The sequence below is a fragment of the Burkholderia sp. 3C genome (assembly GCF_054589155.1).
Genome location: NZ_BAAILN010000159.1, coordinates 1 through 24,863 on the forward strand (window position 1 = coordinate 1; position 24,863 = coordinate 24,863).

Genomic DNA, 24,863 nt, shown 5'->3' on the forward strand with positions numbered 1-24,863 from the left:
GCGAACCTTGCGCAGCCATCACGGCCGGGCTGGTGTAGTTCTCGGAAGCGATCAGCTCGATGTGATCTTCCTGGCGCTGGTTTTCGTGCTGGATCGCCTGCCAGAGGTCGGGATCGACGTTCGCGATGGTGCTTTGGGCTCTGTCAAACATACGGTTTCCGTCAAGTGTGTACAGGTTGACCGGGGCGGCCGAGTACATTGCGCAATGCTGGCGGCATGGCCAGCCCGGCGCGACGGAAAAATCCGGTTGACGCAAGGCGGACAGCCACCGGCAATGTACGCAACGGCGCACAACGGCTGCCCAGGCGAACGGCAAAAACGAAGCCCTGCGCTTCACGGTGGGATGCTCCACCTTGAACCCGAGGGTTCTATCGCCAGTCACGCAGGGGCTGATGAGCGCCGTAGTTTATTGGATGCCCGATGAATAGGCAACCGGCCGGCCACCCCGCCGAAGCAATAGGGGCACGAACAAAATCAATCCGACTCCCAAGCCGGACGCGGCTTTCCGAGCGGTCGGCACACGCTTGGCCGGCCCCGCGGCCGGAGCATGTCGCCTTGCCGCAACGCGGCATTCTCAGTAGGCTAACGATCCCCCCTATCGTTTCACCCTATCGACCAGGAGCAGCAATGATCGTGTTCGTCACCGGCGCATCCGCAGGATTCGGCGCCGCCATCGCCCGAGCGTTCGTCAAGGGCGGCCACCGCGTGGTCGCCAGCGCCCGCCGCAAGGACCGCCTCGACGCACTCGCCGCCGAACTGGGCGCAGCCCTGCTGCCCGTCGAGCTCGACGTGCGCGACCGCGCCGCCGTCGAGGCGACGCTGAACGGCTTGCCCACGGAGTTCGCCGATGTCGACGTGCTCGTCAACAACGCCGGCCTCGCGCTCGGCACCGAGCCGGCGCAGCGCGCCAGCCTCGACGAATGGCAGACGATGATCGACACCAATTGCTCGGGCCTCGTCACCGTCACGCACACCTTGCTGCCCGGCATGATCGCGCGCGGTCGCGGCCACGTCTTCAATCTCGGCTCGGTGGCCGGCACCTATCCGTACGCAGGCGGCAACGTGTACGGCGCGACCAAGGCATTCGTCCGACAATTCAGCCTGAACCTGCGCACCGATCTGCTCGGTACGCCGCTGCGCGTGACCGACATCGAGCCGGGCCTGTGCGGCGGCACCGAATTCTCGAACGTGCGCTTTCGCGGCGACGATGAAAAGGCCTCCAATGTCTACGCGAACGTCCAGCCGCTCACGGCGGAGGACATCGCCGACACGATCTACTGGATCGCGACGCGCCCCGCCCACGTCAACATCAATACGGTCGAAATGATGCCGGTCGCGCAAGCGCCGGCCGGCCTCGCAGTGCATCGCGGCTAAATACGCTCCCGGCCTGCTCCCATGCCCCTCGGCGGGGCCGGGCAGGTCGTCGCGCGCGCAACATTCGGTTACCAAACCCGGCCGAAAGCGGCGAAACGTTCCGGTAGAATGCGCTGCCATGACCGACGCCGATCGTAAGCCCGAAGCCGCGTTTGCGTTCCACTGGCCAGTGCGTGTGTATTACGAAGATACCGACGCCGGCGGGATCGTCTTCTACGCCAATTATCTGAAGTATTTCGAGCGCGCCCGCACCGAATGGCTGCGCGCCTGCGGGCTCGATCAGCATCATCTCGCCGCGGAAACCGGCGCGATGTTCGTGGTGCGCGACACGGCGGTCGATTACCGCGCGCCAGCCCGGCTCGACGATCTGCTGACCATCGTCAGCCGAATCGAGCGCTTCGGGCGAGCCTCGCTGATCTTCGTTCAGGAGGCCTGTCGCGGCGACGCGCTGCTGGTATCCGGGCGCACCGGCATCGGCTGGGTCGATCGCGCTTCGCTGCGGCCGGTGGGCATCCCGGCTGCCGTTCGCGGTGCACTGGAACGGGGTCCGGCCTCGAATCTGTCAACGGCCGACGCATCAATACCGTTTATCTAAAACCGGTGAAACTTGCGGCCCCGATCCGGGATCGATAAGAGCAGCGAACGGAAACGCAGCAACACAGGGCGTCGGCAGACGACCTGCCATAACCGTCCGGAAGCCGGACCCGTAGCGCCAGCCGTGCGACAACTCGGCGCGACGGCCAAGAAGGCATGACAACCACACACCTATGAATTCTGCTCAAGACTTGTCGATCGTTTCTCTCGTCCTCAATGCGAGCTTGCTCGCCCAGGCCGTGATGGGGCTGCTGCTGCTGCTGTCGCTGTTCTCCTGGACGATCATCTTCCGCAAGTGGTTCGCGATCCGCCGCGCCCGCATCCAGACCGAACGCTTCGAACGCGAATTCTGGTCGGGCGGCGACCTGCAGGCGTTGTATCAGAGCGCAGCCAACAATCGCCATACGATCGGCTCGCTCGAACGGATCTTCGAATCGGGCATGCGCGAATTCCTGAAAGCCAAGGAAAAGCGCATGACCGATCCGTCGCTGATTCTCGACGGCGCCCGCCGCGCGATGCGCGCCTCGTTCCAGCGCGAGCTCGACATGCTCGAAAACAACCTCGCGTTCCTCGCCTCGGTCGGCTCGGTCAGCCCGTACATCGGCCTGTTCGGCACGGTCTGGGGGATCATGAATTCGTTCCGCGGCCTCGCCAACGTGCAGCAGGCCACGCTCGCCAACGTTGCGCCGGGCATCGCCGAGGCGCTCGTCGCCACCGCGATCGGCCTGTTCGCCGCGATTCCTGCCGTGGTGGCGTACAACCGCTACGCGCACGACATCGATCGTCTGGCCAGCCGCTTCGAAACCTTCGTCGAAGAATTCTCGAACATTCTGCAGCGCCAGGCGCAATAAGGAGCACGCGATGGCCGGCACTCCCTTTCGTTCCAGCATGCGCGGCGGCCGTTCGCGCCGCTCGATGTCCGACATCAACGTCGTTCCCTACATCGACGTGATGCTCGTGCTGCTCGTGATCTTCATGGTCACGGCACCGCTCGTCGCGCCGTCGATCGTGAACCTGCCGACGGTCGGCAATGCCGCCCCGCAGGATCAAACGCCGCCCGTGGTGGTCAACATCCAGGCCGACGGCAAGATGAGCGTTCGCTACAAGAGCGAAGCCGGCGCGTCGCAGGAAGACGCGATGACGAAAGCCGAACTCGACGACTTCATCGCGTCGCGCCAGGCCGATCATCCCGACCAACCGGTTGTGATCGCAGCCGACAAGACCGTGCAGTACGACAAGGTCATGACCGTCATGTCGGACCTGAAAGCACGCGGCGTCAAGCGCGTGGGCCTCCTCGTCAAATCGAAATGAATCAGCGCAAACAACGCACCGCCTCGCCGTTGAGCCCGCCGCAAGAACGCGGCACGGGGCGCGCGTTCGTGCTGGCCGCGTTGATGCACGTGCTGCTGATCGCCCTGCTCTATCACGGCGTGCAGTGGCAAAACAGCACGCCGGCCGGCGCGGAAGCCGAGCTGTGGACCGAAGTGCCGGATTCGCCGGCACCCCAACCGGTTCAGCCCGCCCCGCCCGTCAAGGTCGCACCCGCGCCGCCGCCGCCGATAAAGGACGATAATGCCGATATTGCGCTGCAGCAAAAACGCCGCCAGCAACAGGAAGCGGCGGCACGCGAAGCCCAGCTCGCCGAACAGCGCCAGCAGGCACTGAAAGCCGAGCAGGAAGCGCAGGCCAAGCGCGCCGCCCAACTGGCCGCGCAGCAACTGGCCCAGCAGCAAGCGGCGGACAAGCAGGCCGAGAAGCAAAAACAGGCGGACAAGCTGCGGCAACAACAGCTCGCCGACCAGCAGAAGAAACTCGAACAACAGCAGAAGCTCGACCAGCAACGCAAACAGGCGCAAGCGCAGGCCGAAGCCGAGAAGAAGGCCGAGGCCGACAAGGCCGCGGCGGCGGCCAAATCGGAAGCCGCCGCCAAGGCGAAGGCCGAAGCCGCCGCGAAAGCCAAGGCCGATGCCGCTTCCAAGGCCAAGCTGGACAAGGAACGCCAGGCTCGCCTCGCCCAGTTGCAGGGCGCGGCCGGTGGTTCGGGCGGCGCCGACGGGCTCGCAAAGAGCGGCACGGGCAGCGGCTCGGGCGGCAACGCCGCCTCGCCGGGCTATGCCGACAAGGTCAAGCGCCGGGTGAAGCCGTTCATCACCTGGGGCGGCTCACGCGAAGGTCTGGAAACGCGCGTGCAGGTTCGCTGCTCGCCGTCGGGCGATGTGCTCGGCGTGACGGTAACGCGGTCGAGCGGCAATTCGGCCTGGGATGACACGGTCGTGAGCGCGGTGCGTAACGCCTCGCCGCTGCCGCCCGATACTAACGGAAGCACCCCGGGCAACATTGCAATTACCTTCCGGGCGGCCGGCGACGCGAATTAAGCATTACACTCGCGCGCAAGCTGTTCGGAACGAATCGACTATTGTCGAGTCTCTGCGCATGCGCAGTTACATACGGGAATCGGTAAGCATGAGTTTGATGACGAAGCTGGGTTTCAGGGCACTCGTGGCCTCGTGTCTGATCGCGGCGGGCAGTGCCGCGAACGCGCAGGTCAACGTTCTCATCACGGGCGTCGGATCGACCCAGATTCCGATCGCCACCGCGAATTTCGTCAACGAAGCGGGCCTGCCGCAATCGGTGACGGCCGTGGTGCGCTCGGATCTGTCCCGCACCGGCAAGTTCTCGAACATCGACGCGGGCAGCACCCCGGTGCCGGAAACGGCGCCGGTGGACTACGCGGCGTGGAAGGGCAAGGGCGCGAACGCGTTCGTCGCCGGCACCGTGGATCGCGAAGGCGGCCAGGTGAAGGTCAACTTCATGCTGTTCGACACGAACAAGCAGCAGAGCCTCGGCGGCCTGTCGCTGACGGCGTCGGGCGATGCCGAAAGCATGCGCAAGACGGGCCACAAGATCGCCGATTTCATCTATCAGAAGCTGCTCGGCGTGCGCGGCGTGTTCAACACGCGGCTCTCGTACGTGACGCGTTCGGGCGGCAAATACCGCCTGCTGATCTCCGATTCGGATGGCGAGAACGCGGTGCCGGCACTGACCAGTTCCGAGCCGATCATCTCGCCGGCGTGGTCGCCGAGCGGAACGAAGGTTGCTTACGTATCGTTCGAACTGCGCAAGCCGGTGGTGTATATCCACGACCTGCCCACCGGCCGCCGCTACGTGATTTCCAACCAGAAGGGCAACAACAGCGCGCCGGCCTGGGCGCCGGACGGCCAGACGCTGGCGGTCGCGCTGTCGTTGTCGGGCAACACGCAAATCTACTCGGTCAGCGCGACGGGCACGGGCCTGCGCCGGCTCACCCAGAGCAGCTCGATCGATACGGAACCGTTTTATTCTCCTGATGGCCGGTGGATCTACTTCACCAGCGATCGCGGCGGTGCGCCGCAAATCTACCGGATGCCCGCCCAGGGCGAAAGCGCCGGTAGCGCGCAACGCGTGACGTTCACGGGCAACTACAACACCAGCCCGCGCATCAGCCCCGACGGCAAGCTCCTCGCGTACATCTCGCGTACTGGCGGGGGCTTCAAGCTGTATGTCCAGGATCTGCAAACCGGCGCCGCCAACGCGGTCACCAATACGACGCATGACGAATCGCCGAGTTTCGCGGCAAACGGTCAGTACGTGCTGTACGCGACCCAAGCCAATGGCCGCAGTGTGCTTGCCGCCGTCCCGTCCGACGGCAGTTCGCCGCCGCAGATTCTGCCCGTCCAGGGCGGCTCGTTCCGCGAGCCGTCGTGGGGGCCGTTCATGCAATGACCAACAGGAGATTCACCATGAAGACCAATAAAGCTCGCCTCGCACTCGCCGTCATGATGTTCGCGGCACTCGCCGCCTGTAAGTCGGGCGTCAAGCTCGACGACAAGGCGAACCAGCAAGGCAACGCGCTGCAAACGCAACCGAACCCGAACGACGTCGCGCAAGTGAACGTCGATCCGCTGAACGATCCGAACAGCCCGCTGGCCAAGCGCAGCGTGTACTTCGACTTCGACAGCTACTCGGTGTCGGATCAGTATCAAGGTCTGCTGGGCCAGCACGCTCAATACCTGAAGAGCCGCCCGGCGCGCCACATCCTGATCCAGGGCAACACCGACGAGCGCGGCACCAGCGAGTACAACCTCGCGCTGGGCCAGAAGCGTGCCGAAGCCGTCCGCCGCGGCCTGTCGCTGCTGGGCGTGCCGGATTCGCAAATGGAATCGGTGAGCCTGGGCAAGGAAAAGCCGCAAGCGACCGGTCATGACGAAGCTTCGTGGGCGCAAAACCGCCGCGCGGACATCGTCTATCAACAATAAGTAAGGGACGAACCGCCGTATGACGCACCGCTTCCCCTGGCTGCGTGCAGCCGCCGCGGCCTGCGTCGCGGGTGTCGCGCTCGGCGCGGCGCCCGCGCACGCGGGCATGTTCGACGACGACGAAGCCCGTCGCGCCGTGCTCGACCTGCGTAGCCGCACCGACAACCTGACCAATCAGGTGTCGGCCGCGCAACGCACGATCCTCGATCAGTCCGCCCGTATCGACCAGCTCAACCAGCAGGTTGCGACGCTGCGCGGCCAGAACGAGGATCTGACCAACCGCCTCACGACGCTGGAGCGTCAGGAGCGCGACGCCTACTCCGATCTCGATACGCGTCTCAAGAAGTTCGAGCCGCAGCAGACCACGGTGGATGGTGTCGAAGGGACGGTCCAGCCCGGGGAAACGGACGCGTTCAACGCGGCCTCCCAGCAGTTCCGCGCCGGCGACTTCAAGGGCGCGGCCGCTTCGTTCCGCGCCTTCATCGCCAAGTACCCGCAAAGCCCGTATCAACCGGTCGCGCAGTACTGGCTCGGCAACGCGCAGTACGCGCTGCGCGACTACAAGGGCTCGACGGCAACCTGGCAGGCGCTCGTGAAGGCCTTCCCGCAGCACCCGCGCGCCGGTGACGCCCTCGTGGCGATCGGCACGAACCAGCTGGAGCAAGGCCAGAAACCGGCCGCGAAACGCACGTTCGAGCAGGTGGTGTCGCAGTTCCAGGGTTCGAGCGCGGCGCAGGCGGCGCAGGCGAAGATCGATTCGATCAAGTAGAAGATGGCAGGATCATGTCGTTAAGGGTCGAGTGCTTGACGATCCCGAAAATTAGCGGCTATAATTTCGCCTCTTTGGGTCGTTAGCTCAGCTGGTAGAGCAGCGGACTTTTAATCCGTTGGTCACAGGTTCGAATCCCGTACGGCCTACCAAAGCATCAAACAGAAAGCCCGGTCGAAAGACCGGGCTTTTTGCTTGATGGCCCGCCAGGTTCCAGCCCGGCTCGGCATGCACGCGGCATCGAACCGGAGTGCTATGCTGCCCGACTTGAACACCGCATCCGGCTTGGGCCCGCACGGCGAGGCGTTCGAACCGACGCACTCGCCAGGCGCTCGCCCCGAGTCTGCCCGACAGGCCTTGCGCCACGTCCCGGCAATGACGGGCCGGCATCCGGCATGCTCGCGGGGCCTACGCCCCCGCCTGTCTCAACACCGCCACGACCACGACGCCGTGGCCACAGTATTCGAGTCCCCATGTTACGGCTAAGCGAAGTCAAACTCCCCCTCGACCATGCCGAGAGCGATCTCGAAGCCGCGATCCGCGCGCGCCTCGCGGAACTCGGCCTGGGCGCCGATGCGCTGCTCCGCTACAACGTGTTCCGCCGCGCGCACGACGCCCGCAAGCGCGCCGACATCAAGCTGACGTACATCGTCGATATCGAGGTCGAGAACGAAGCCGCGGCGCTCCAGACAATCGCCGGCAAGCCGCATTGCGGCCCGACGCCCGACATGGCCTACCGCTTCGTCGCGAAGGCGCCCGAACACGGCACGTCGCTGCGCCCGGTGGTGATCGGCATGGGGCCGTGCGGCCTGTTCGCCGGGCTGATCCTCGCGCAGATGGGCTTCCGGCCGATCATCCTGGAACGCGGCAAGGCCGTGCGCGAACGCACCAAGGACACCTTCGGACTGTGGCGCAAGAGCGTGCTGAACCCCGAATCGAACGTGCAGTTCGGCGAAGGCGGCGCCGGCACGTTCTCCGACGGCAAGCTGTACAGCCAGATCAAGGACCCGAACCACTACGGGCGCAAGGTGCTGGAGGAGTTCGTCAAGGCCGGCGCGCCGGAAGACATTCTCTATCTGAGCCGCCCGCACATCGGCACGTTCCGCCTGGTCAGCATGGTGGAGAAGATGCGCGCGACGATCCACGCGCTCGGCGGCGAAGTGCGCTTCGAAACCCGCGTGGACGACATCGAGATCGATCAGGGCAAGGTGCGCGCGCTCACGCTCTCGAACGGCGAAACGCTGCGCTGCGACCACGTGGTGCTGGCCGTGGGCCACAGCGCGCGCGACACGTTCCAGATGCTGCACGACCGCGGCGTGTATATCGAGGCGAAACCGTTCTCGCTGGGCTTCCGGATCGAGCATCCGCAGGGGCTGATCGATCGTAGCCGCTTCGGCAAGTTCGCCGGGCACAAGCTGCTCGGCGCGGCCGACTACAAGGTGGTGCACCACGCCAACAACGGGCGCGCGGTGTACAGCTTCTGCATGTGCCCGGGCGGCACGGTGGTGGCGGCCACCTCCGAGCCGGGCCGCGTGGTCACGAACGGCATGAGCCAGTATTCGCGCGCCGAGCGCAACGCAAACGCGGGCATCGTGGTGGGCATCACGCCGGAAGATTACCCGGGCGGCCCGATGGCCGGCATCGCGTTCCAGCGCAAGTGGGAAGAGCGCGCGTTCGAACTGGGCGGCGGCGATTACCGCGCGCCGGGCCAGTTGGTCGGGGATTTCATCGCCGGCCGGCCGTCGACCTCGCTCGGCTCGGTGGTGCCGTCGTACAAGCCGGGCGTGAACCCCACCGACCTCAGCACCGCCCTGCCCGACTACGTGATCGAGGCGATCCGCGAGGCGCTGCCGCAGATCGACAAGAAGATCTCGGGCTTCGCGATGCACGATGCGGTGCTCACCGGCGTGGAAACGCGTACCTCGTCGCCGATCCGCGTTCGCCGCAAGGACGACTACCAGAGCATGAACGTCGAGGGCCTGTACCCGGCCGGCGAAGGCGCGGGCTATGCGGGCGGCATCTACTCGGCGGCGATCGACGGCATCGAGGTGGCGCAAGCGGTGGCGCTCGACATGACGGCGCCGCGCAAGTAAGCGGGTAAGCCAAGCAAGCCGCATCCGAAAACAACGAAGCCCGGTCGTTCGACCGGGCTTCGTGCGTTTACTTCTCCACCACGCCCAGCAGGCTCTGCTTGCCGCCGACGTAACGGTACAGCGAGATCACGCCATGCTTCAGGTCGCCGTTCGCGTCGAACTGCGTATCGCCGAGCACGCCCTGGTAATGCGTGGCCGGCATCGCGGCCAGGATCCTGGCCGGCTCCGTGGATTGCGCGCGCTTCATGGCGTCGACGATGATGCCCACCGCGTCATAGGCGAACGGCGAGTTAAGCACGGGCGCAAAACCGAAGCGCGCCTTGTAGCGCTCGACGAACGCGGGGCCGCCCGCCATCTTCAGCAGCGGCGCGCCGGCGATCGAACACACCACGTCGTCGGCCGCCTCGCCGGCCAGCTTGGCGAGATCGTCGGCGCACAGGCCGTCGCCGGCCAGCACCTTGGTGCGCATGCCGAGCGCGCGCGCCTGCTTGACGAACGGGCCGCCCGTGCCGTCGAGGCCGCCGTACATGATCGCGTCGGGCTTCTCGCCCTTGATCTTGGTGAGGATGGCGCGGAAATCGACGGCCTTGTCGGTGCTCGCGTCGTGCGACAGCACGGCGATGCCGTCGGCCTTCGCGCGCTTCTCGAACTCGACGGCCAGCCCCTGCCCGTAGGCGGTGGAATCGTCGACGATCGCCACCGATTTCACGTGCAGCGTGTGCGCCGCGTAGTCGGCCAGCGTCGGCCCCTGCTGCGCGTCGGTCGCCACCACGCGGTAGGCGGTGTTGAAACCCTGCTGCGTGTAGGCGGGGTTGGTGGCCGACGGCGAGACCTGCACGATGCCGGCGTCGTGATAGATCTTCGAGGCCGGTATCGTCGAACCGGACTGCATGTGGCCGACCACGGCCACCACCTTGTCGTCGACCAGTTTCTGCGCCACCTGGGTGGCCTGGCGCGGGTCGCCGGCGTCGTCCTGCGCGTCGAACGCGAGCGTGACCTTGCGGCCGCCGATCACGAGCCCGGCCTTGTTGATCTCCTCGATCGCGAGCCGCGCGCCGTTCTCGGTGTCCTTGCCGAGATACGAGGCCGGCCCGGTCACGGGCGCCGCTTCGCCGATTTTGACGATGTCGTCGGCATGGGCGGCCGTGGCCGCAAAACTGCCCGTCAAGCCCGCTGCTGCCGCGAGCATGCCGGCCGCGCACGCGCGGCGTCCCGATACGCTGTTCTTGTTCATGCTTCACCCGCCTGATGTGATGGCAATGGACCGGCGCAGGCACTGGAAGCCCGTCGCCGGGGCAGACACGGCCGGCCTCGCGCGCCGGGCGGCTTTCGTCTGACCTGGAAATCCCGCACACCGGAACCGGTGCGCGGTGCTGCGTCGACGGGATCGACTGTAGGCAGCCACAAAGCGGCGGCATTGAATCGTTCTGCCCGGAAATAGAACAAATGCGCCAAGCGCGAGGCGCCGGCCCGCGCACGGCTACAATCGGCGCATGCGGCCTTGGCCGCCCCGCCCCACGCCGCCGAGTTCGCGCATGACCCACGCCGACGCCGTCTCACCACCCGCCTCACCGCCTCCGTCCTCACCGGATATGCCAACCGCGCCGAGCCCATCGAGTGCCCTGCTGGTCGATGCGCTCGACGCGCGCGCCTCGACCCGCGACACGCTGCCGAGCCGCTCGGCCGGCGCGGAACTGAGCGTGGCGATCGTGCTGTGGCCGAAATTCCCGCTGCTGTCGCTCGCCGGGCTGTGCGACGCGCTGCGCCACGCGGCCGATCGCGGCGACCAGAGCCGCCAGTTGCGCTGCCTGTGGACCATCGTCGGTATCGAGGGCGAGACGATCGAATCGAGCTGCGGCATTCCAGTGCCGGTGCAGACGCCGTTCCCCGATCCGTCTCGCTTCGACTACGTGGTGGTGATCGGCGGGCTGCTGCCGCATCTCGATCAGACCGACCCGCGCTACCGCGACTATCTGCTGCGCGCGGCCGAGGCCGGCACACCGCTGATCGGCCTCTGCACGGGCAGCTTCGTGCTGGCGCGCGCGGGCCTCATGGACGATCGCGTGGCCTGCATCCACAGCTTCCATGTGGACGACTACCGCCGCCTGTTCCCGTCGCTGCGCCTGGTCACGCATGCCGATTATCTGATCGACGGCGACCGCGTGACCTGCGCGGGCGGCATCTCGATCGTCGAGCTGGCCACGCGGCTGATCAGCCTGCACTGCGGGCCGGATCGCGCCTCGAAGGTGATCCACCAGATGACGGTCAGCCGCCAGAGCGGCGCATCGTTCGTGGAGCGGCGCGCGGCGCTCGGTTACCTGTCGGTGGACGACGCGACGGTGCGCCACGCCGTGCTGCTGATGGAAGAAAATCTCGAAGCACCCCTGACGATCGCCGTGATCGCGCGCATGACGGGCAGCAGCGTGCGCCATCTCGAACGCGCGTTCGCGGCCGAGATGCGCTGCTCGCCGAACGAGTTCTACCGGCGCATGCGGCTGCGCTACGCACGCTGGATGCTGGTCAACACCACGCGGCGTATCACCGATATCGCCTATGAATGCGGCTTCTCCGATTCGGCGCATTTCATCCGCGTGTTTCGCGAGGCCTATGGCGTGACGCCGGGCAAGCTGCGCGGCGCGCGCAAGGCCGGCAGCGGCGGTGAACGCGCCCCGGCCGACGTGCCCGAACCAGCCTGACGCAATTCTTCTATTTTCGGGCAGCGTCATGCAATGCGCGCCGCGCCGCGCGCCCTACAGTGTTCCGCATCGATTGCGAATCAAGCGGGAAGCCTGGAGAACGGCATGCATATCCTGATCGTCGGCGCGGGTGTCATCGGCCTGTCGAGTGCGTACTACCTGCAACGGGCCGGGCATAGCGTCACGGTGATCGACCGTCGCGACGACGTCGCCAGCGAAACGAGCGCCGCCAACGGCGCTCAGTTGTCCTACAGCTACGTCGCGCCGCTGGCCGGCCCCGGCGTGATCTCGAAGCTGCCGGGCTGGCTCACGCGCCGCGATGCGCCGGTGCGCTTCCAGCCGTCGCTGAGCCCCGACCAGTGGCGCTGGTGCTTCGCGTTCCTGGCGGCCTGCACGCGCTCGCGCAGCGCGCTGACGACGCGGCACTTGCTGTCGCTGTCGTTCCTGAGCCGCACGCTGATGCACGAGATGATCGCGGCCGAGCCGTCGCTCGATTTCGATTTCGTGCGCTCGGGCAAGCTCGTGCTGCATCGCGATCCGGCTGCCATGCGGCAGGCGGTGGGGCAGCTCGAACTGCAGCGCGCGCTCGGCTGCGAGCAGGCTGCGCTCGACATCGCGGAGTGCATCGCGCTCGAACCGTCGCTCGCGCGCTTCCGCGACACATTCGCGGGCGGCATCCACACGCCCAGCGAGGACACCGCCGATTGCCGGCGCTTCTGCCTCGGGCTCGCGGCGCTGCTGCGCGAGCGCGGCGTGACGATCGACACCGGCACGCCGATCGACGGCCTGCGCGCCGGCCGCGACGGGCGCGTCACTGCCCTGCGCGGCGGCGAGGCGATGCCGGCCGACCAGATCGTGATCGCGGCCGGCGCCGCCTCGGCCGCACTGCTGAAGCCGCTCGGGCTGCGCGTGCCGCTCTGGCCGCTGAAGGGCTACAGCCTCACCTACGCGCTGCCGCCCGGCGCCGACGCGCCGCGCACGAGCCTGACCGATTTCGCTCGCAAGGTGGTCTATGCGAGGCTCGGCAACCGGTTGCGCGCGGCCGGCATCGCCGATATCGACGCGACGACCGCGCCCGATCCTGCGCGCCTCGCCACGCTCGAAGCCGAAGTGGCCGCGCTGTTCCCCGACATCGCGCGTGCTGTCGAGCCGCAACGCTGGACCGGCCTGCGCCCCGCCACGCCCACCGGCGTGCCGGTCATCGGCCCCACCCGCTACCGCAACCTGTGGCTCAACGTCGGCCAGGGCGCGCTCGGCTTCACGCTCGCCACCGGCTCGGCACTGCTGCTGGCCGACTGGCTCGCCGGCGACGGCCAACACCCGCTGCGCGCGCGCTTCGCGCACTGAGCCGTTCCGGCGCGGCGCCTTCACCGTCTTCCGCCGCTTCCCGATCCCCTTCATTTCGGATAACGATGCAAACTCGTCCCCACCTCGCCGTGATCGGCACCGGCGGCACGATCGCGGGCCAGGGCGCCGCGGCAACCGATACCGCGTCCTACACCTGCTCGGTGCTCGGCATCGACGCCGTGCTCGACGGCGTGCCGCAGGCCGCGCAATTCGCCGAGCTGCACACCGAGCAACTGATGCAGACCGGCTCCGAGAATTTCGGCAACGCAGCGCTGCGCGAGATCGCCGAGCGCGTGGCGCACTGGCTGGCCGAGCCGCATATCGATGGCGTGGTGCTCGCGCAGGGCACCGACACGATCGAGGAGACCGCCTACTTCCTGCACCTGACGCTGAAGCAGACCAAGCCTGTGGTGGTGGTGGGCGCGATGCGGCCGCCGTCTGCGCTCAGTTCGGACGTGGCGCTGAACCTGTACGCGGCGATCGCGGTGGCCGCCGATCCGCGCTCGCACGGCCTCGGCACGCTGGTGGTGACCAACGACGAGATCCATTCGGCGCGCGACGTGGTCAAGCAGCACAGCTTCAAGCTCGATGCGTTTCGTTCTCCGTACGGTCCGCTCGGGCTCGTGGTGGACGGCGCGCCGCGCTATTACCGCCGCCCGGCGCGCGCGCACACCATCAACACGCCATGGTTCGCCGCCGCGCTGCCCGAGCTGCCGCGCGTGGACCTCGTGCAGGCCTACGGCGAACTCGACGCCGCCTGGCTCGACACCGCCACCGCGCAGTCGCACGGGCTGATCTTCGCGGGCACCGGCAACGGCAACGTGGCGGCCCACCTGGTCGACACGCTGCGCGCGGCCGCGCGGCGCGGCGTGTGGATCGTGCGCGCCTCGCGCACCGGCAACGGCGTGGTCACGCGCAACGGCGCGCAGCCCGACGACGCCTATGGCTGGCTCAGCGTGGACGACCAGGTTCCGCAGAAGGCGCGCATCCTGCTGATGCTCGGGCTGACGGTCAGCCGCGATCGCGCGGTGCTGCAGGCGATGTTTTCGAAGTATTGAGGAAGGACGGCGCGCCGGAATGGGCGCGCCGGGAATCGATGTCAGCCGTCCAGCCGCATCCGCACCGATTCGATATTCGCCGGCAGCTTCGGCGACACCGGCTTGCGCCGCGGCACATCGACGAAGCCGAGCCGGCGATACAGCGCGGCCGCGCGGGTGTTATCGAGCAGCACGTCGAGCACCACCTCGCGGCCGGCGCCCTCGGCGAACGCGCCGGCCTGGCGCGCGTCCTCGAACAGCGCAGTGAACACGCCGGTGCCGCGCCAGCGCGCATCGATCGCGCAGTGGGCAATGTGGGTCTGCGTGCGCTTCGGCGCCGGCAGCTCGCCTTCGAGCACCAGCCCGCGCAGCAGGCTGCCGACGGTATGGCCCAGCCCGAAGCTGCGCAGCAGCATCCAGGCGACATGCGGATCGTCGAAGCCGACCGTACGGCCGTCATGCGCGGCCAGCACGCCGGCCACGCTGCCGTCGGGCGCGACGGCCACGCGGTGACGACGCCACGAGAAACGACCATACGCAGACCGAAACGTCGTGCGCAAAAATGCGACGATCGCCTCGTCGGACGCACCGAGAAAAAACCCGAATTCACGCACGCCCGACGCGAAAATCAGCGGCGCGCAGGCCGCCGCATCGTCGGGCCGCGCGGCGCGGAAGGTCCAGCCGGGTGGAAGCGTGGTCATGGCGGTGGCGGCCCGGTGCGGGTTTGACGCGCTTAACGCGCGAGCCGCGCCAGCGCGGCCACGGTCTGGGTGATCTGCTCGGGCTGATGCGTCGAGCAGATGAAGAAGCGCAGCCGCGCCGCCTTCTCTTCCACGGCCGGATAGAAGATCGGCTGCACGTTGATGCCCTCGTCGAACAGCGCATTGGCCCAGCGCGCCGCCTTCAGCGAGCTGCCGGTGATTACCGGCACCACCGCGTAGCCCTCGCTGGTGCCGGTGTTCAGCCCGGCCGCGCGCGCTTCGTCGAGGAACTGCTTGCCGCGCTCGCGCAGTTGCGCGACGCGTTGCGGCTCGCGTTGCAGCGCCTCCAGCGCGGCCAGCGACGCGGCGGCCAGCACCGGCGCGAGACCCACGCTGTACAGGAACCCGGGCGCCAGGTGGCGCAGCATGTCGACCAGCGGCTGGCAGCCGGCGATGAAGCCGCCGCAACCGGCCAGCGTCTTGGACAGCGTACCCATCCAGAGGTCGACGTCGTCGGGGTTCACGCCCGCATGCTCGCGGATGCCGCGCCCGGTCGCGCCGAGCACGCCGAGCGAATGCGCCTCGTCGACCAGCAGGAACGCGCCGTGGCGATTGCGGATCTCGACGAACCTCGGCAGGTCCGGCAGATCGCCGTCCATGCTGTACAGCCCCTCGATCGCGATCAGCACGTTGCGATATTCGTGGCGCGCGCGCGCCAGCAGCGCGTCGAGCGCCTGCCAGTCGTTGTGCGGAAAGCTCAGGCGCTTCGCGCCGCTCAGTTGCGCGCCCTGCACGATGCTGTTGTGCGCCAGCGAATCGTGCACGATCAAATCGCCCGGCCCGAACAGCGAGCCGATCACCGTGACATTGGTGGCGTGGCCGCTGACGAACACCACGCAATCGTCCGTTTCGTAGAACGAAGCGAGCGCGTGTTCCAGCTCGCGCTGCACGGGCCGTTCGCCGGCCACCATGCGGCTGGCCGACGCCGAAGTGCCGTACCGGTCGATCGCGGCCTTGGCGCGCGCCGACACGTCGGCATCGCCCGCCAGGCCCAGGTAGTTGTAGTTCGCGTAATTGACGTATTCGCGGCCATCGATCGTGGTGGTCGCGCCGGCCAGCCCGTCGTGCACGCGGAAGAACGGCGATTCGACGCCGAGCTTCTCGCCCATCTCGCGCATGATGCGCAATTGCTGGTACTGCGTCATCGCCTCGAAGCGGCTGCGCGGCGTTTCATGCGCGGTCGACACGGGCACGGGCGCCGCGGCCGAGCCGCCTTCGGTCACGCGGTCCAATTGACGCTTCAGCGCCTTCGCAGCGAGTTGCTGCCGGAGATGATCTCCCAATCCCATCGATTCGTTCGCCTGTAAAACCTGGATCAAGACCGCCGTGTCATGCGTCGAACTCGGCCCATTCCCATGCATCGGGGGCCGAGAGCAGCGCATCGACGAGGCGGAAGTTCATTTCGTGACTCGGCCGCAACGCCGTCACGCGCGCGAGCAGCGGCGCACCGGCCATCGCCAGGTCGCCGACCAGATCGAGCACGCGGTGCCGCACGAATTCGTCGGGCAGGCGCATGCCGCCCAGCACGCGGCTGCCGACGATCGACGCCGTGCACGACGGCCGCGCGCCGCGCAGGATCGGCACGCCGCGCAGGTAGCCGGCCACGATCGCGGGCACCGCCCATTTGACGCGGCCATAGGAGCGCGACGGCGCGATGTCGGTGGCGAACGTCGCGGGCGTCAGCGCGCCGCTCCAGTGCATCTCGCCGAAGCCCTTCAGATCGTTGCGCACGCTCATTTCGTAGTGCGATGCAGGATCGAGCCGCATCTCGCGGCGCGAACCGCCCTCGCCGTCGGCCACCGTCACCGGCCGCGTCACGCGGATGAAGCGCTTCGGCGCGTTCAGCGCGGTGCGGCCGCAGGCGCGGATCGCATCGATCCACGGCGCGGCGCTGCCGTCGAGAATCGGCACCTCCTCGGCATCGAGTTCGACCACCGCGTGATCGATCTCGCAAGTCAGCAACGCAGCAAGCAGATGCTCGATGGTGCGTACACCGACACCTTCCGGATTCCGAAGCATGGTGCACAGCGGCTGCGCGCGGCGCAGCGCCGGATCGACCGCCAGCACGGCCAGCTCGCGCCCGCCGTCGAGACGGCGAAAGCGGATGCCGCGCGTGGCCGGCGTGTCGCCCGCGGCCGGCAGAATCCGCACCGACACGCGGCGGCCGGTATGCAGGCCGTGCCCGTCGAGCCGCAGCTCGCGCGCGAGCGTGCCCTGGCTGGCGTGCCAGCCGGCCGGCAGCGCGGCTGCAGCCGCCGTCGACATCACTTGACCACCCCGAGCCGCACCGCGCGATCCTGCTCGGCGGCCACGGCCGGGTCGTTGGCGGCCACCTTCAGTACCGCCTTCGCCTCGGCGTCGAGCGCGTGCTTGGCCGCCATCGCGGCCACCGCATCGACTGCGCCGGCATCACCGCCCGCATTGGCTTCGGCCGCCGCGATCGAATCGACGATGCGGGCCGCCAGCGACAGCACGCTCGCGCCGTCGGCGATCGCCATCACCGACAGCTTCACCTCGAACACTTCCTCGACCGCGAGGCCGAGTTCCATGCCCATCAGCGAATCCATGCCCATTTCCAGCACCGAGCGGTCGAGCGCGATGCGGTCGGCCGTCATGTGCAGGATTCGCGCGATCTGGGCGCGCAGCGTTTCGGACACGAACGCCACCGCCTCGTCGTGCGGCAGCGCGGCAACCTGCTCGCGCAGCTTGTCGCCGCCGTCGCGCGAGGCATCGCTGCCGCCGCGCGTCTGCATCTGCGCATACCGGCGCGCATTGGCGGCCGGCATGCCGCGCGACAGCGCCTGCCAGTCGATCCGTACCACGGCCTCGCCGGCAATGCCGTCGGCCAGCGCCTGTTCGAGCGCGTCGAGTGCTTCGTCGGAGGTGATCGACGCCCCGCCGATACGCGATTGCAGCGCCTCGCGGGTGGTGTCGTTGCGCGCCAGGAAGCCCACATCCTCCAGCGGCCCCCAGGCCATGAAGGTCGCCGGGCGGCCCGCCGCGCGGCGATGCGCGACCAGCGCTTCGAGGAAGCTGTTGGCCGCCACGTAGCTGCCCTGCCCCGGATTGCCGAGGAAGGTGGTGGCCGACGAATAGACCACGAACCAGTCGAGCGGCGCATCGAGCGTCGCGCGATGCAGGTTCCAGGCCCCCGCCACCTTCGGCGCGAGCACCGCTTCGAAGCGGGCGTCGTCGAGGTTGCACACCAGGCCGTCGTCGATCTGCATCGCCGAGTGCAGCACGCCCTTGAGCGGCGTGCCGCGCGCGGCGATCCGCGCCACCATCGCCTGCACCGCAGCCGCATCGGTCACGTCGCAAGCCACCGCCTCGACGCTCACGCCGAGCGTGTCGCGCCAGCGATTGGCTTCGGCCTGGGCCGCCTCGGCAAGCTGGCCGCCGCGGCTCGCCAGCGTCAGATGACGTGCGCCGCGCTCGACCAGCCGGCGCGCCGTGGCGAAGCCGAGCCCGCCCGTGCCACCGATAACGAGATAGGCCGACCGAGCATCGAGCGCCAAAACCGGTGCAGCCGCCAAGCCGCGCGTCGGCGCGGGCGTGCCCGACGGGTAGGTGACCAGCACCTTGCCGATCTGGCGCGCCTGCTGCATGTAGCGGAACGCATCCTCGGCCCGCTCGGCCGGGAACGCGCGATACGGCAGCGGATGCAGCACGCCGTTGGCGAACAGCGCCATGACCTCGCCGAACAGGCGCGCGGTCAGCTCGGGCAGCACGCCCATCAACTGGTCGGCGTCGATGCCGAAATAGCTGATGTTGTTGCGGAACGGACGCAGCCCGATATGGCTGTTCTCGTAGAAATCGCGCTTGCCCAGTTCGAGGAAGCGGCCGAACGGACGCAGCGTGTCGATGCTGCGCACCATCGCCTCGCCCGCCAGCGAATTGAGCACGATATCCACACCCTGCCCGCCCGTCAGCACGCGCACTTGATCGGCAAACGCGAGGCTGCGCGAATCGAGCACGTGATCGGCGCCGAGCAGGCGCACGAACTCGCGTTTCTCGTCGCTGCCGGCGGTGGCGAACACCTCCGCGCCGAAGTGACGCGCGATCTGGATCGCCGCGATGCCCACGCCGCCCGCGCCGCCGTGCACCAGCACGCGCTCGCCGCGGCGCAGGCGCGCCAGCTCGACCAGCGCGTACCAGGCCGTGAAGAAGGTGGTGGGGATCGTCGCGGCTTCCTCGAAGCTCAGGCGTTCCGGCTTCAGCGCGATGGCGTCGGCGCGGGTCACCACGCGCGTCGCGAAGCAGGCCGGCGCGAAGCCGAGCACCGCATCGCCCGGCGCGAAGCCGCTCACGTCGCGGCCGACGCGCACGATGCGCCCGGCCAGCTCCATGCCGATGGTCGCGCCGGCGAAGCCGTTCTCGACCGCTTCGTCGGACAGCAGGCCCATCGCGTACATCACGTCGCGGAAGTTCAGGCCGGTGGCCACCGGTTCGATTTCGACGTCGAGCGCGGCCAGCGGGCGCTCGACCTGCGCGAACCATTCGAGGTTGCGCAGCGAGCCGGGCGCGTCGAACGCGAGCACGGCCGGCACATTGGCGGCCACGGCCGGCTGGCGCGCGGCCGCGCGCTCGACGCTCAGCATGCGCGGCACGCGACGGCCGGCGGCGCTCAGCAGCACCTCTTCCTCGGCCACGTCCACCAGCAACTCGCGCGCCAGTTGCGCGATGTCGAAACCGTCGGCCGGATCGACATCGATCAGGCGGCAGCCCAGTTCGGGATGTTCGTTGGCGAGCACACGGCCGAGGCCCCACAACGCGGCCTGGGCCGGCGTGTTCGGCGCGGCGCCCTCGAACGGCGCGCAGCCGCGCGTCACCACCGACAGGCGCACGCCCGCCGCGCGGTGCTCGTCGTTGAGCGCGCGCACCAGGCCGGCCAGCGCGATCGCACCCGACTGCTGCGCCTGCATCAGCGCGTCGGCGTCGGAGCGGTCGCTCAGGCGTGGCGACGGCGCGCAGAACACCAGATGGGTGGCGTCGGCCGCCGGCATGGTGGCGAGGAAACCGGCCGCCTGCCGCATCTCGACCGCTTCGACCACATGGCCGGCACGCGTCAGCGCGTCGGCCAGCACCGTGCCGATCGGTTCGGCGTCGTCGTCGGCGGTGACCACCACCCATTGCTCGGCGCGCTCCAGCGCGTCGAGGCTGTCGTCCTCTTCCTCGGCCGCGCTGTCGTCGGCCAGCGGACGGCGCGCGACAACGAGGCTCGGCGTGCCTTCGAGTTCGAGATTCTGCTCGGCGTGACGCGCGGCCTCCACCAGCCCGACGCGCTCGCAGAGCTGTTCGAGCTCGGCCGGCGTCAGCGATGCGGTGCGGCCGTCGGCGGCCTGCAGGCCGAACACGATGTCGGCGAAGCGGTTGCGGCGCGATTCGGCCAGCACCACCAGGCCGCCCGGCGCGAGCCACGCGCGGATCGACGCGAGCACGTCGGCCGGATCGGTCCGGCCTGCCAGCGCGCGATCGACCAGCACCAGGTCGTACAGTTCGTCCGGATCGGCCTTCAGCGCGAAGCGCTCGCCCGGCAGTTGCGCGACCGTCGAGAGCGCCGGCATCGCATCGGTATCGAACGCGGCCAGTTGTTCGGCCGTGCCGCAAATGGTGCGTTCGCAACGATCGGCCGGCAGGCGCACCACCAGCGGGCGCAGCATGTCGCCGCGAGTCGATTCGATTTCGAGCAGACGCAGGCGGCGCGGCGCTTGCCAGCCTTCGACGGCGCTCGCCGCGCAGGCGGCCATCATCGCGTGCAGGTGTTCCCAGGTCGGCGACGCGTCGAAGAACTGCTCGACCAGCGCCTTGCCCGTCGACGACAGCACGCGCGCCGCATCGAGTTCGCCCTTCAGCACGCGCGGCAAGGCCTTGCCGCAATGCGCGAGCAGCGTCAGTTCGGCGCTGTGATGCGGCGATTCGGCCAGCAGGCCGCGCCAGAGTTCGCCGAGCGGCGGCAGCGCCGCGCAGGCTTGCTCGTCGCGCACCAGATGGCCGCCCTCGCGCGTGACCAGGCCGTCTTCCACGAGGATCTCGGCCAGGCGCGCGACCAGCGCGGCTTGCGGATGGGTAGGCAGGATCGGCGAGGCGAACGCATCGATCGCGTCGAGCGCGCGCAGCGCATAGAGGCTCGCGAGCACGTCGAGCAGCGGCAGCATCTCGGTCAGATGCTGGCTGCGGCGCGCGGTGTCCTCGCTCGCCGCGACGCGCTGCGTCGCATCGCGCAGCAGATCGGCCGGCGCGGGCAGGCTGTCGGCGCGGGCGTCGGCCGGCAGCGGGCGATGTTCGAGCGTGTAGACGAAACGCGACGGCGCATGATGGCGGCGGCCGAGCAGATCGACGCGGCGGAACCGGCAACTGCCGAGGCGGGCCGCGACGATGCCGTTCGCATCGATGAAGTCGAACGAGGCCACCACCGAATGCGGGCTGCGGCGTTCGATGCGCACCAGTACGCGGTCGATCGCGTCGCCGTGCAGGTAATCGACGCGGCCGATCTGCACCGGCACGTAGGCCGCGCGGTCGGCCTGGGCGCCTGGCTTGCCGAGGCCGCCGAGCAGCGCGAACAGCGGATGGAAGCCGCTGTCCATCAGCGCCGGATGCAGGTGATAGGCGGCCAGCGCGGCGGCGTCGCCACACGCGGCGGGCGCGGCCAGCTCGGCCAGCGCCGTGTCGCCGGCCACGCGCACGTTGCGCACCCAGCGGAACGCCGGGCCGTAATCGAGGCCGATCACGGCGGTGTTCTCGTACAACACGGCGCCGTCGAGCGTGCCGGCGCCGCGCAGCGCGTCGAGCGCGGCGGCATCGGCCAGCGACTTCGCGCCGAGCGTATTGCCGCTCGCGAGCAGGCGGCCGGTGACGTTCAGCGTCCACGGCGCGTCGCTCATGCGGTCGCGCGTCTCGATCGTGAAGATCGCCGTTTCGGGCTCGATATGCAGGCGGAACAGCTTGGCCTGCTGCGGCTGGAACACCACCGGCGCGCGAATTTCGAGGTTTTCGAGCGCGGCCGTGCCGGTTTCGAAGTAGACCCGTGCGGCGGCCAGCGCCATTTCCACATAGCCCGCGCCCGGGAACGCCACGCCGCCGTCCACCACGTGGTCGGCCAGCAGCGGCAGCTTGGCCGGGTCGAGCTGGTTTTCCCAGCCGTAGGCATGTTCGTGCAGGCGGTAGCCGAGCAGCGGGTGATCGCGGTGACGATTGACGAGGTTGTAGGCCTCGACGGTCGGCTCCAGCCAGTAGGATTCGTGCTGCCACGGATAGGTCGGCAGCGCGACCGTGGCCGCGCCCGGCACGGCCGGCGCGAAGCGATCGAGATCGACCGTCGCGCCATGCGCGATCGCCGACAGGATCGACGCGTCGAGCGTCGCGGCGCTGCCCTGCCCGCGCTTGAGCGTCGGCAGCACGGCGCCTTGCGCCTGCGCCGCCGCCAGCGAATGCTTCATGTAGCTGCGCAGGATCGAATGCGGCGCCACTTCGATGAAGATCCGCACGCCTTCCGCGATCAGGCTCGCGATGCCGTCGCCGAAGCGCACCGGCTCGCGGATGTTGCGCCACCAGTAGCGCGCGTCGAGCGTCTTGCCGTCGAGCAGTGCGCCCGTCACGGTCGACACGAAGCTGCCGTCGCCGGCCTGCGGCGCGAGCCCGTCGAGCTGGTCCAGCACGATCGGCTCGATGCTGTTCATCTGCCGGCTGTGGAACGCGTAATCGAGATCGAGCAACTGGAAGAAGCGACCGCTTTCGCGCTGTGCCGCCTCGATCGATTGCAGGCCCTGCAGCGAACCGGCCAGCGTGACCGCTTCGGCGCTGTTCACGCCGGCCACTTCGACCAGGCCCGTCAGGCCCAGGCGCGCGATCGCCTCGTGCGCGGCGGCCTCGCTGAGGCCCACCGCCGCCATCCGGCCGGTGCCGCGCGTCGTGCCCTGGGCACGGCTGCGGATCTTGATCACGCGCACCGCGTCGGTCAGCGTGAGAATCTTGGCGGCCCACGCGGCGGCCACTTCGCCCACGCTGTGGCCGATCGTGGCTTCGTGGCCGACGCCACGCGCTTCCAGCACGCGCGTGAGGCCCACCTGGATCGCGAACAGCAGCGGCTGCGCGTTTTCAGTGGCGGCGAGCCAGCTTTCGCCCGCGCCCGCGCGCATCACCTCGACCAGCGAGGCGCTGCCGTCGGCGCACCAGAGCGCATCGACTTCGTCGAGCGCCGCACGGAACACCGCATCTTCGTCATAGAGCTGCTGGCCCATGTTGGCCCACTGGCAGCCGTTGCCCGAGTAGACGAACGCCACGCGGCCCGTGTCGGGCGGCGCTTCGCCACGCGTCACGCAAGCGGGCGACGCCGATGCGTCCTCGGCCAGCGCCGCGAGCGCCGCGCGGCCCTCGTCGGCCGTGGCCGGCGCGATCACGAGCCGGTGCGTGAACCACTGGCGGCGACGCGCGGCCGAGGCCGCGACGGCCTGCCAGTGCGCGCCGCGTTCGAGCACGGCCAGATAACGCGCCGCCAGCGCGGCGAACGCCTGCGACGAGCGCGCCGTCAGTACCAGCGGCGACAGGCGTTCGGCCGGCGCCTCAACGGCCGCAGCCACCGCTTGCGCCACGGCCGGGGCTTCCATCAGCACGACGTGCGCATTGGTGCCGCCGAAGCCGAACGAGTTGACGCCGACCGTCAACGGTTGATCGTCGCTCGCACAGTGTTCGGCGCCGAGCGGCGTGAAGCGGTCGGCCACGCGCAGGCGGCCACCCGCGAAATCGATCGACGGATTCGGGGTTTCGAAGTGCAGCGAGCGCGGCACCGCGCGGTGCTTCAGGCACATCACGGCCTTCAGCAGCCCGGCCATGCCGGACGCCGTTTCGAGGTGGCCGATGTTGGTCTTGATCGAACCGATCAGCAGCGGCTTGTCGGCCGGACGGCCCGACGACAGCACGTCGATCAGCGCGCGCGCCTCGATCGGATCGCCGACCGCCGTGCCGGTGCCGTGCGCTTCGAGATACGACAGCGATTGCGGATCGACGCCCGCGCGCGCGTAAACGCTGCGCAGCAGCGCGGCCTGCGTGGCCGAGCCCGGCACGCTGATGCCGCCCTGCGTGAAACCATCGGAATTGACGCCCGAGCCGGCGATCACGGCGTGGATCGTGTCGCCGTCCGCGAGCGCACGCTCGAGCGGCTTGAGCAGCACGAACGCACCGCCTTCGGAGCGCACGTAGCCGTCGCCGGTTGCGTCGAACGCGCGGCAGCGGCCGCGTGGCGACAGCATCGAGGCTTTCGAGAACGTGACGAAGCCGAACGGATGCATCAGCAGGTTCACGCCGCCGGCCAGCGCCAGCTCGGTTTCGCCCGAGCGCAGCGCCTGCACCGCCTGGTGCAGCGCCACCAGCGACGACGAACAGGCGGTGTCGATCGACATGCTCGGCCCGCGCAAGTCGAACAGGTAGGACACGCGGTTCGAGGCGATGCTCAACGTGTTGCCGGTGGCCGAATACGGATCGACCGAGTTCAGATCGTCGACGCTGCGGTTGCCGTAATCGGGGCTGGCCACGCCGACGAACACGCCGCAATTGCGGCCGCGCATGTCCTGCGGGCGCACGCCCGCGTGCTCGAACGCCTCCCAGGCCAGTTCGAGCAGCAGGCGCTGCTGCGGATCCATCTGCGCCGCTTCGCGCGGCGACACGCCAAAAAATGCCGCATCGAAGCCGGCGATGTTCTCGAGCACACCGGCCGAGAACGTGTAGCTCTTGCCCGCCTCGCGCTTGGACGGATGCTGATAGAACTCCGTCCCGAAGCGCTCGGCCGGAATCTGCGTGACGGCATCTCGCTCGTCGCGCAGCAGGCTCCAGAGTTCATCGGGATTATTGGCGCCACCGGGGAAGCGGCAGGCGATCCCAACAATTGCAATCTTTCCGTTCATC

The 24,863-nt window shown here is 68.7% G+C and carries 17 protein-coding genes, 1 tRNA gene, 1 pseudogene and 1 riboswitch; of the genes and pseudogenes, 13 read left to right on the plus strand and 6 right to left on the minus strand.

The genetic code is table 11. From position 1 onward, the window contains the following. Positions 1 to 151: pseudogene (gene glyA / locus ACYP33_RS34095) on the minus strand (serine hydroxymethyltransferase); the annotation flags it as partial. Positions 152 to 292: 141 nt separating this feature from the next. Further along, positions 293 to 392: riboswitch (ZMP/ZTP riboswitch) on the minus strand. A gap of 235 nt (positions 393 to 627) precedes the next feature. On the opposite strand from glyA, the gene ACYP33_RS34100 reads away from it, so the two are divergent. From ACYP33_RS34100 to ACYP33_RS34145, 10 genes are all read left to right on the plus strand, one after another. Next, positions 628 to 1,374, plus strand: a complete 747-nt coding sequence (locus ACYP33_RS34100) for an SDR family oxidoreductase (protein WP_459625515.1) — start codon at positions 628 to 630, stop codon at positions 1,372 to 1,374. 118 nt (positions 1,375 to 1,492) lie between these two features. Beyond that, entirely contained in the window at positions 1,493 to 1,969 is a 477-nt protein-coding gene (gene ybgC, locus ACYP33_RS34105) for a tol-pal system-associated acyl-CoA thioesterase (RefSeq protein ID WP_459625516.1), read from the plus strand. A 172-nt stretch (positions 1,970 to 2,141) separates the two neighbouring features. Continuing rightward, positions 2,142 to 2,819, plus strand: coding sequence for a protein TolQ (gene tolQ, locus ACYP33_RS34110; RefSeq protein WP_414444037.1), 678 nt, complete (start codon positions 2,142 to 2,144; stop codon positions 2,817 to 2,819). A gap of 10 nt (positions 2,820 to 2,829) precedes the next feature. After that, entirely contained in the window at positions 2,830 to 3,279 is a 450-nt protein-coding gene (tolR, locus tag ACYP33_RS34115) for a protein TolR (protein WP_414444036.1), read from the plus strand. Continuing rightward, the gene (gene tolA / locus ACYP33_RS34120; RefSeq protein WP_459625517.1) at positions 3,276 to 4,343 is read left to right on the plus strand and encodes a cell envelope integrity protein TolA; all 1,068 of its coding nucleotides are present in this window, start codon (positions 3,276 to 3,278) and stop codon (positions 4,341 to 4,343) included. The genes tolR and tolA overlap by 4 nt, the downstream gene beginning before the upstream one ends. 88 nt (positions 4,344 to 4,431) lie before the next feature. Beyond that, the gene (gene tolB, locus ACYP33_RS34125) at positions 4,432 to 5,730 is read left to right on the plus strand and encodes a Tol-Pal system beta propeller repeat protein TolB (protein WP_414450282.1); all 1,299 of its coding nucleotides are present in this window, start codon (positions 4,432 to 4,434) and stop codon (positions 5,728 to 5,730) included. Positions 5,731 to 5,747: 17 nt separating this feature from the next. After that, a complete protein-coding gene (gene pal, locus ACYP33_RS34130) occupies positions 5,748 to 6,263 on the plus strand; it encodes a peptidoglycan-associated lipoprotein Pal (RefSeq protein ID WP_414444033.1) in 516 nt (171 codons plus the stop codon). Positions 6,264 to 6,282: 19 nt separating this feature from the next. Next, positions 6,283 to 7,032 carry a tol-pal system protein YbgF gene (gene ybgF, locus ACYP33_RS34135; RefSeq protein WP_414444032.1) on the plus strand — a complete coding sequence of 250 codons (750 nt, stop codon included), beginning with the start codon at positions 6,283 to 6,285 and terminating at the stop codon, positions 7,030 to 7,032. A gap of 76 nt (positions 7,033 to 7,108) precedes the next feature. Then, positions 7,109 to 7,184, plus strand: a tRNA-Lys gene (locus ACYP33_RS34140). A gap of 321 nt (positions 7,185 to 7,505) precedes the next feature. Then, entirely contained in the window at positions 7,506 to 9,125 is a 1,620-nt protein-coding gene (locus tag ACYP33_RS34145) for an NAD(P)/FAD-dependent oxidoreductase (RefSeq protein WP_459625518.1), read from the plus strand. A 67-nt stretch (positions 9,126 to 9,192) separates the two neighbouring features. On the opposite strand, the gene ACYP33_RS34150 is transcribed toward ACYP33_RS34145, so the two are convergent. Then, the gene (locus ACYP33_RS34150) at positions 9,193 to 10,314 is read right to left on the minus strand and encodes a branched-chain amino acid ABC transporter substrate-binding protein (RefSeq protein WP_459625583.1); all 1,122 of its coding nucleotides are present in this window, start codon (positions 10,312 to 10,314) and stop codon (positions 9,193 to 9,195) included. A gap of 346 nt (positions 10,315 to 10,660) precedes the next feature. Here ACYP33_RS34150 and ACYP33_RS34155 point away from each other — a divergent pair, with 346 nt between their 5' ends. The 3 genes from ACYP33_RS34155 (at position 10,661) to ACYP33_RS34165 (ending at position 14,226) form a co-directional block, all read left to right on the plus strand. Continuing rightward, complete coding sequence (locus ACYP33_RS34155; protein ID WP_459625520.1) at positions 10,661 to 11,821, plus strand: GlxA family transcriptional regulator; 1,161 nt, start codon at positions 10,661 to 10,663, stop codon at positions 11,819 to 11,821. A gap of 105 nt (positions 11,822 to 11,926) precedes the next feature. Further along, complete coding sequence (locus ACYP33_RS34160; protein ID WP_459625521.1) at positions 11,927 to 13,168, plus strand: D-amino acid dehydrogenase; 1,242 nt, start codon at positions 11,927 to 11,929, stop codon at positions 13,166 to 13,168. A gap of 65 nt (positions 13,169 to 13,233) precedes the next feature. Further along, entirely contained in the window at positions 13,234 to 14,226 is a 993-nt protein-coding gene (locus tag ACYP33_RS34165; protein ID WP_459625522.1) for an asparaginase, read from the plus strand. 41 nt (positions 14,227 to 14,267) lie between these two features. On the opposite strand, the gene ACYP33_RS34170 is transcribed toward ACYP33_RS34165, so the two are convergent. The 4 genes from ACYP33_RS34170 to ACYP33_RS34185 are packed head-to-tail and all read right to left on the minus strand — an operon-like array spanning position 14,268 to position 24,862. Then, positions 14,268 to 14,906, minus strand: coding sequence for a GNAT family N-acetyltransferase (locus ACYP33_RS34170; protein ID WP_459625523.1), 639 nt, complete (start codon positions 14,904 to 14,906; stop codon positions 14,268 to 14,270). 32 nt (positions 14,907 to 14,938) lie between these two features. Continuing rightward, entirely contained in the window at positions 14,939 to 16,255 is a 1,317-nt protein-coding gene (locus ACYP33_RS34175; RefSeq protein WP_414450287.1) for an aminotransferase class I/II-fold pyridoxal phosphate-dependent enzyme, read from the minus strand. 40 nt (positions 16,256 to 16,295) lie between these two features. After that, positions 16,296 to 17,231, minus strand: a complete 936-nt coding sequence (locus ACYP33_RS34180; protein ID WP_414451996.1) for a UDP-3-O-acyl N-acetylglycosamine deacetylase — start codon at positions 17,229 to 17,231, stop codon at positions 16,296 to 16,298. Continuing rightward, complete coding sequence (locus tag ACYP33_RS34185; protein ID WP_459625525.1) at positions 17,231 to 24,862, minus strand: SDR family NAD(P)-dependent oxidoreductase; 7,632 nt, start codon at positions 24,860 to 24,862, stop codon at positions 17,231 to 17,233. Before ACYP33_RS34185 ends, ACYP33_RS34180 begins: the two co-directional genes overlap by 1 nt. Position 24,863: the final 1 nt, after the last annotated feature.

Bases quoted from the DNA above. Each gene is read 5' to 3' on its own strand.
- ACYP33_RS34165 (WP_459625522.1), top strand. From the start codon at position 13,234: ATGCAAACTCGTCCCCACCTCGCCGTGATCGGCACCGGCGGCACGATC.
- ACYP33_RS34170 (WP_459625523.1), bottom strand. From the start codon at position 14,906: ATGACCACGCTTCCACCCGGCTGGACCTTCCGCGCCGCGCGGCCCGAC.
- tolA (WP_459625517.1), top strand. From the start codon at position 3,276: ATGAATCAGCGCAAACAACGCACCGCCTCGCCGTTGAGCCCGCCGCAA.
- ACYP33_RS34180 (WP_414451996.1), bottom strand. From the start codon at position 17,231: ATGTCGACGGCGGCTGCAGCCGCGCTGCCGGCCGGCTGGCACGCCAGC.
- ACYP33_RS34185 (WP_459625525.1), bottom strand. From the start codon at position 24,862: ATGAACGGAAAGATTGCAATTGTTGGGATCGCCTGCCGCTTCCCCGGT.
- tolB (WP_414450282.1), top strand. From the start codon at position 4,432: ATGAGTTTGATGACGAAGCTGGGTTTCAGGGCACTCGTGGCCTCGTGT.
- ACYP33_RS34150 (WP_459625583.1), bottom strand. From the start codon at position 10,314: ATGCTCGCGGCAGCAGCGGGCTTGACGGGCAGTTTTGCGGCCACGGCC.
- tolR (WP_414444036.1), top strand. From the start codon at position 2,830: ATGGCCGGCACTCCCTTTCGTTCCAGCATGCGCGGCGGCCGTTCGCGC.
- ybgF (WP_414444032.1), top strand. From the start codon at position 6,283: ATGACGCACCGCTTCCCCTGGCTGCGTGCAGCCGCCGCGGCCTGCGTC.
- ACYP33_RS34100 (WP_459625515.1), top strand. From the start codon at position 628: ATGATCGTGTTCGTCACCGGCGCATCCGCAGGATTCGGCGCCGCCATC.
- ACYP33_RS34160 (WP_459625521.1), top strand. From the start codon at position 11,927: ATGCATATCCTGATCGTCGGCGCGGGTGTCATCGGCCTGTCGAGTGCG.
- tolQ (WP_414444037.1), top strand. From the start codon at position 2,142: ATGAATTCTGCTCAAGACTTGTCGATCGTTTCTCTCGTCCTCAATGCG.
- ybgC (WP_459625516.1), top strand. From the start codon at position 1,493: ATGACCGACGCCGATCGTAAGCCCGAAGCCGCGTTTGCGTTCCACTGG.
- ACYP33_RS34155 (WP_459625520.1), top strand. From the start codon at position 10,661: ATGACCCACGCCGACGCCGTCTCACCACCCGCCTCACCGCCTCCGTCC.
- pal (WP_414444033.1), top strand. From the start codon at position 5,748: ATGAAGACCAATAAAGCTCGCCTCGCACTCGCCGTCATGATGTTCGCG.
- ACYP33_RS34145 (WP_459625518.1), top strand. From the start codon at position 7,506: ATGTTACGGCTAAGCGAAGTCAAACTCCCCCTCGACCATGCCGAGAGC.
- ACYP33_RS34175 (WP_414450287.1), bottom strand. From the start codon at position 16,255: ATGGGATTGGGAGATCATCTCCGGCAGCAACTCGCTGCGAAGGCGCTG.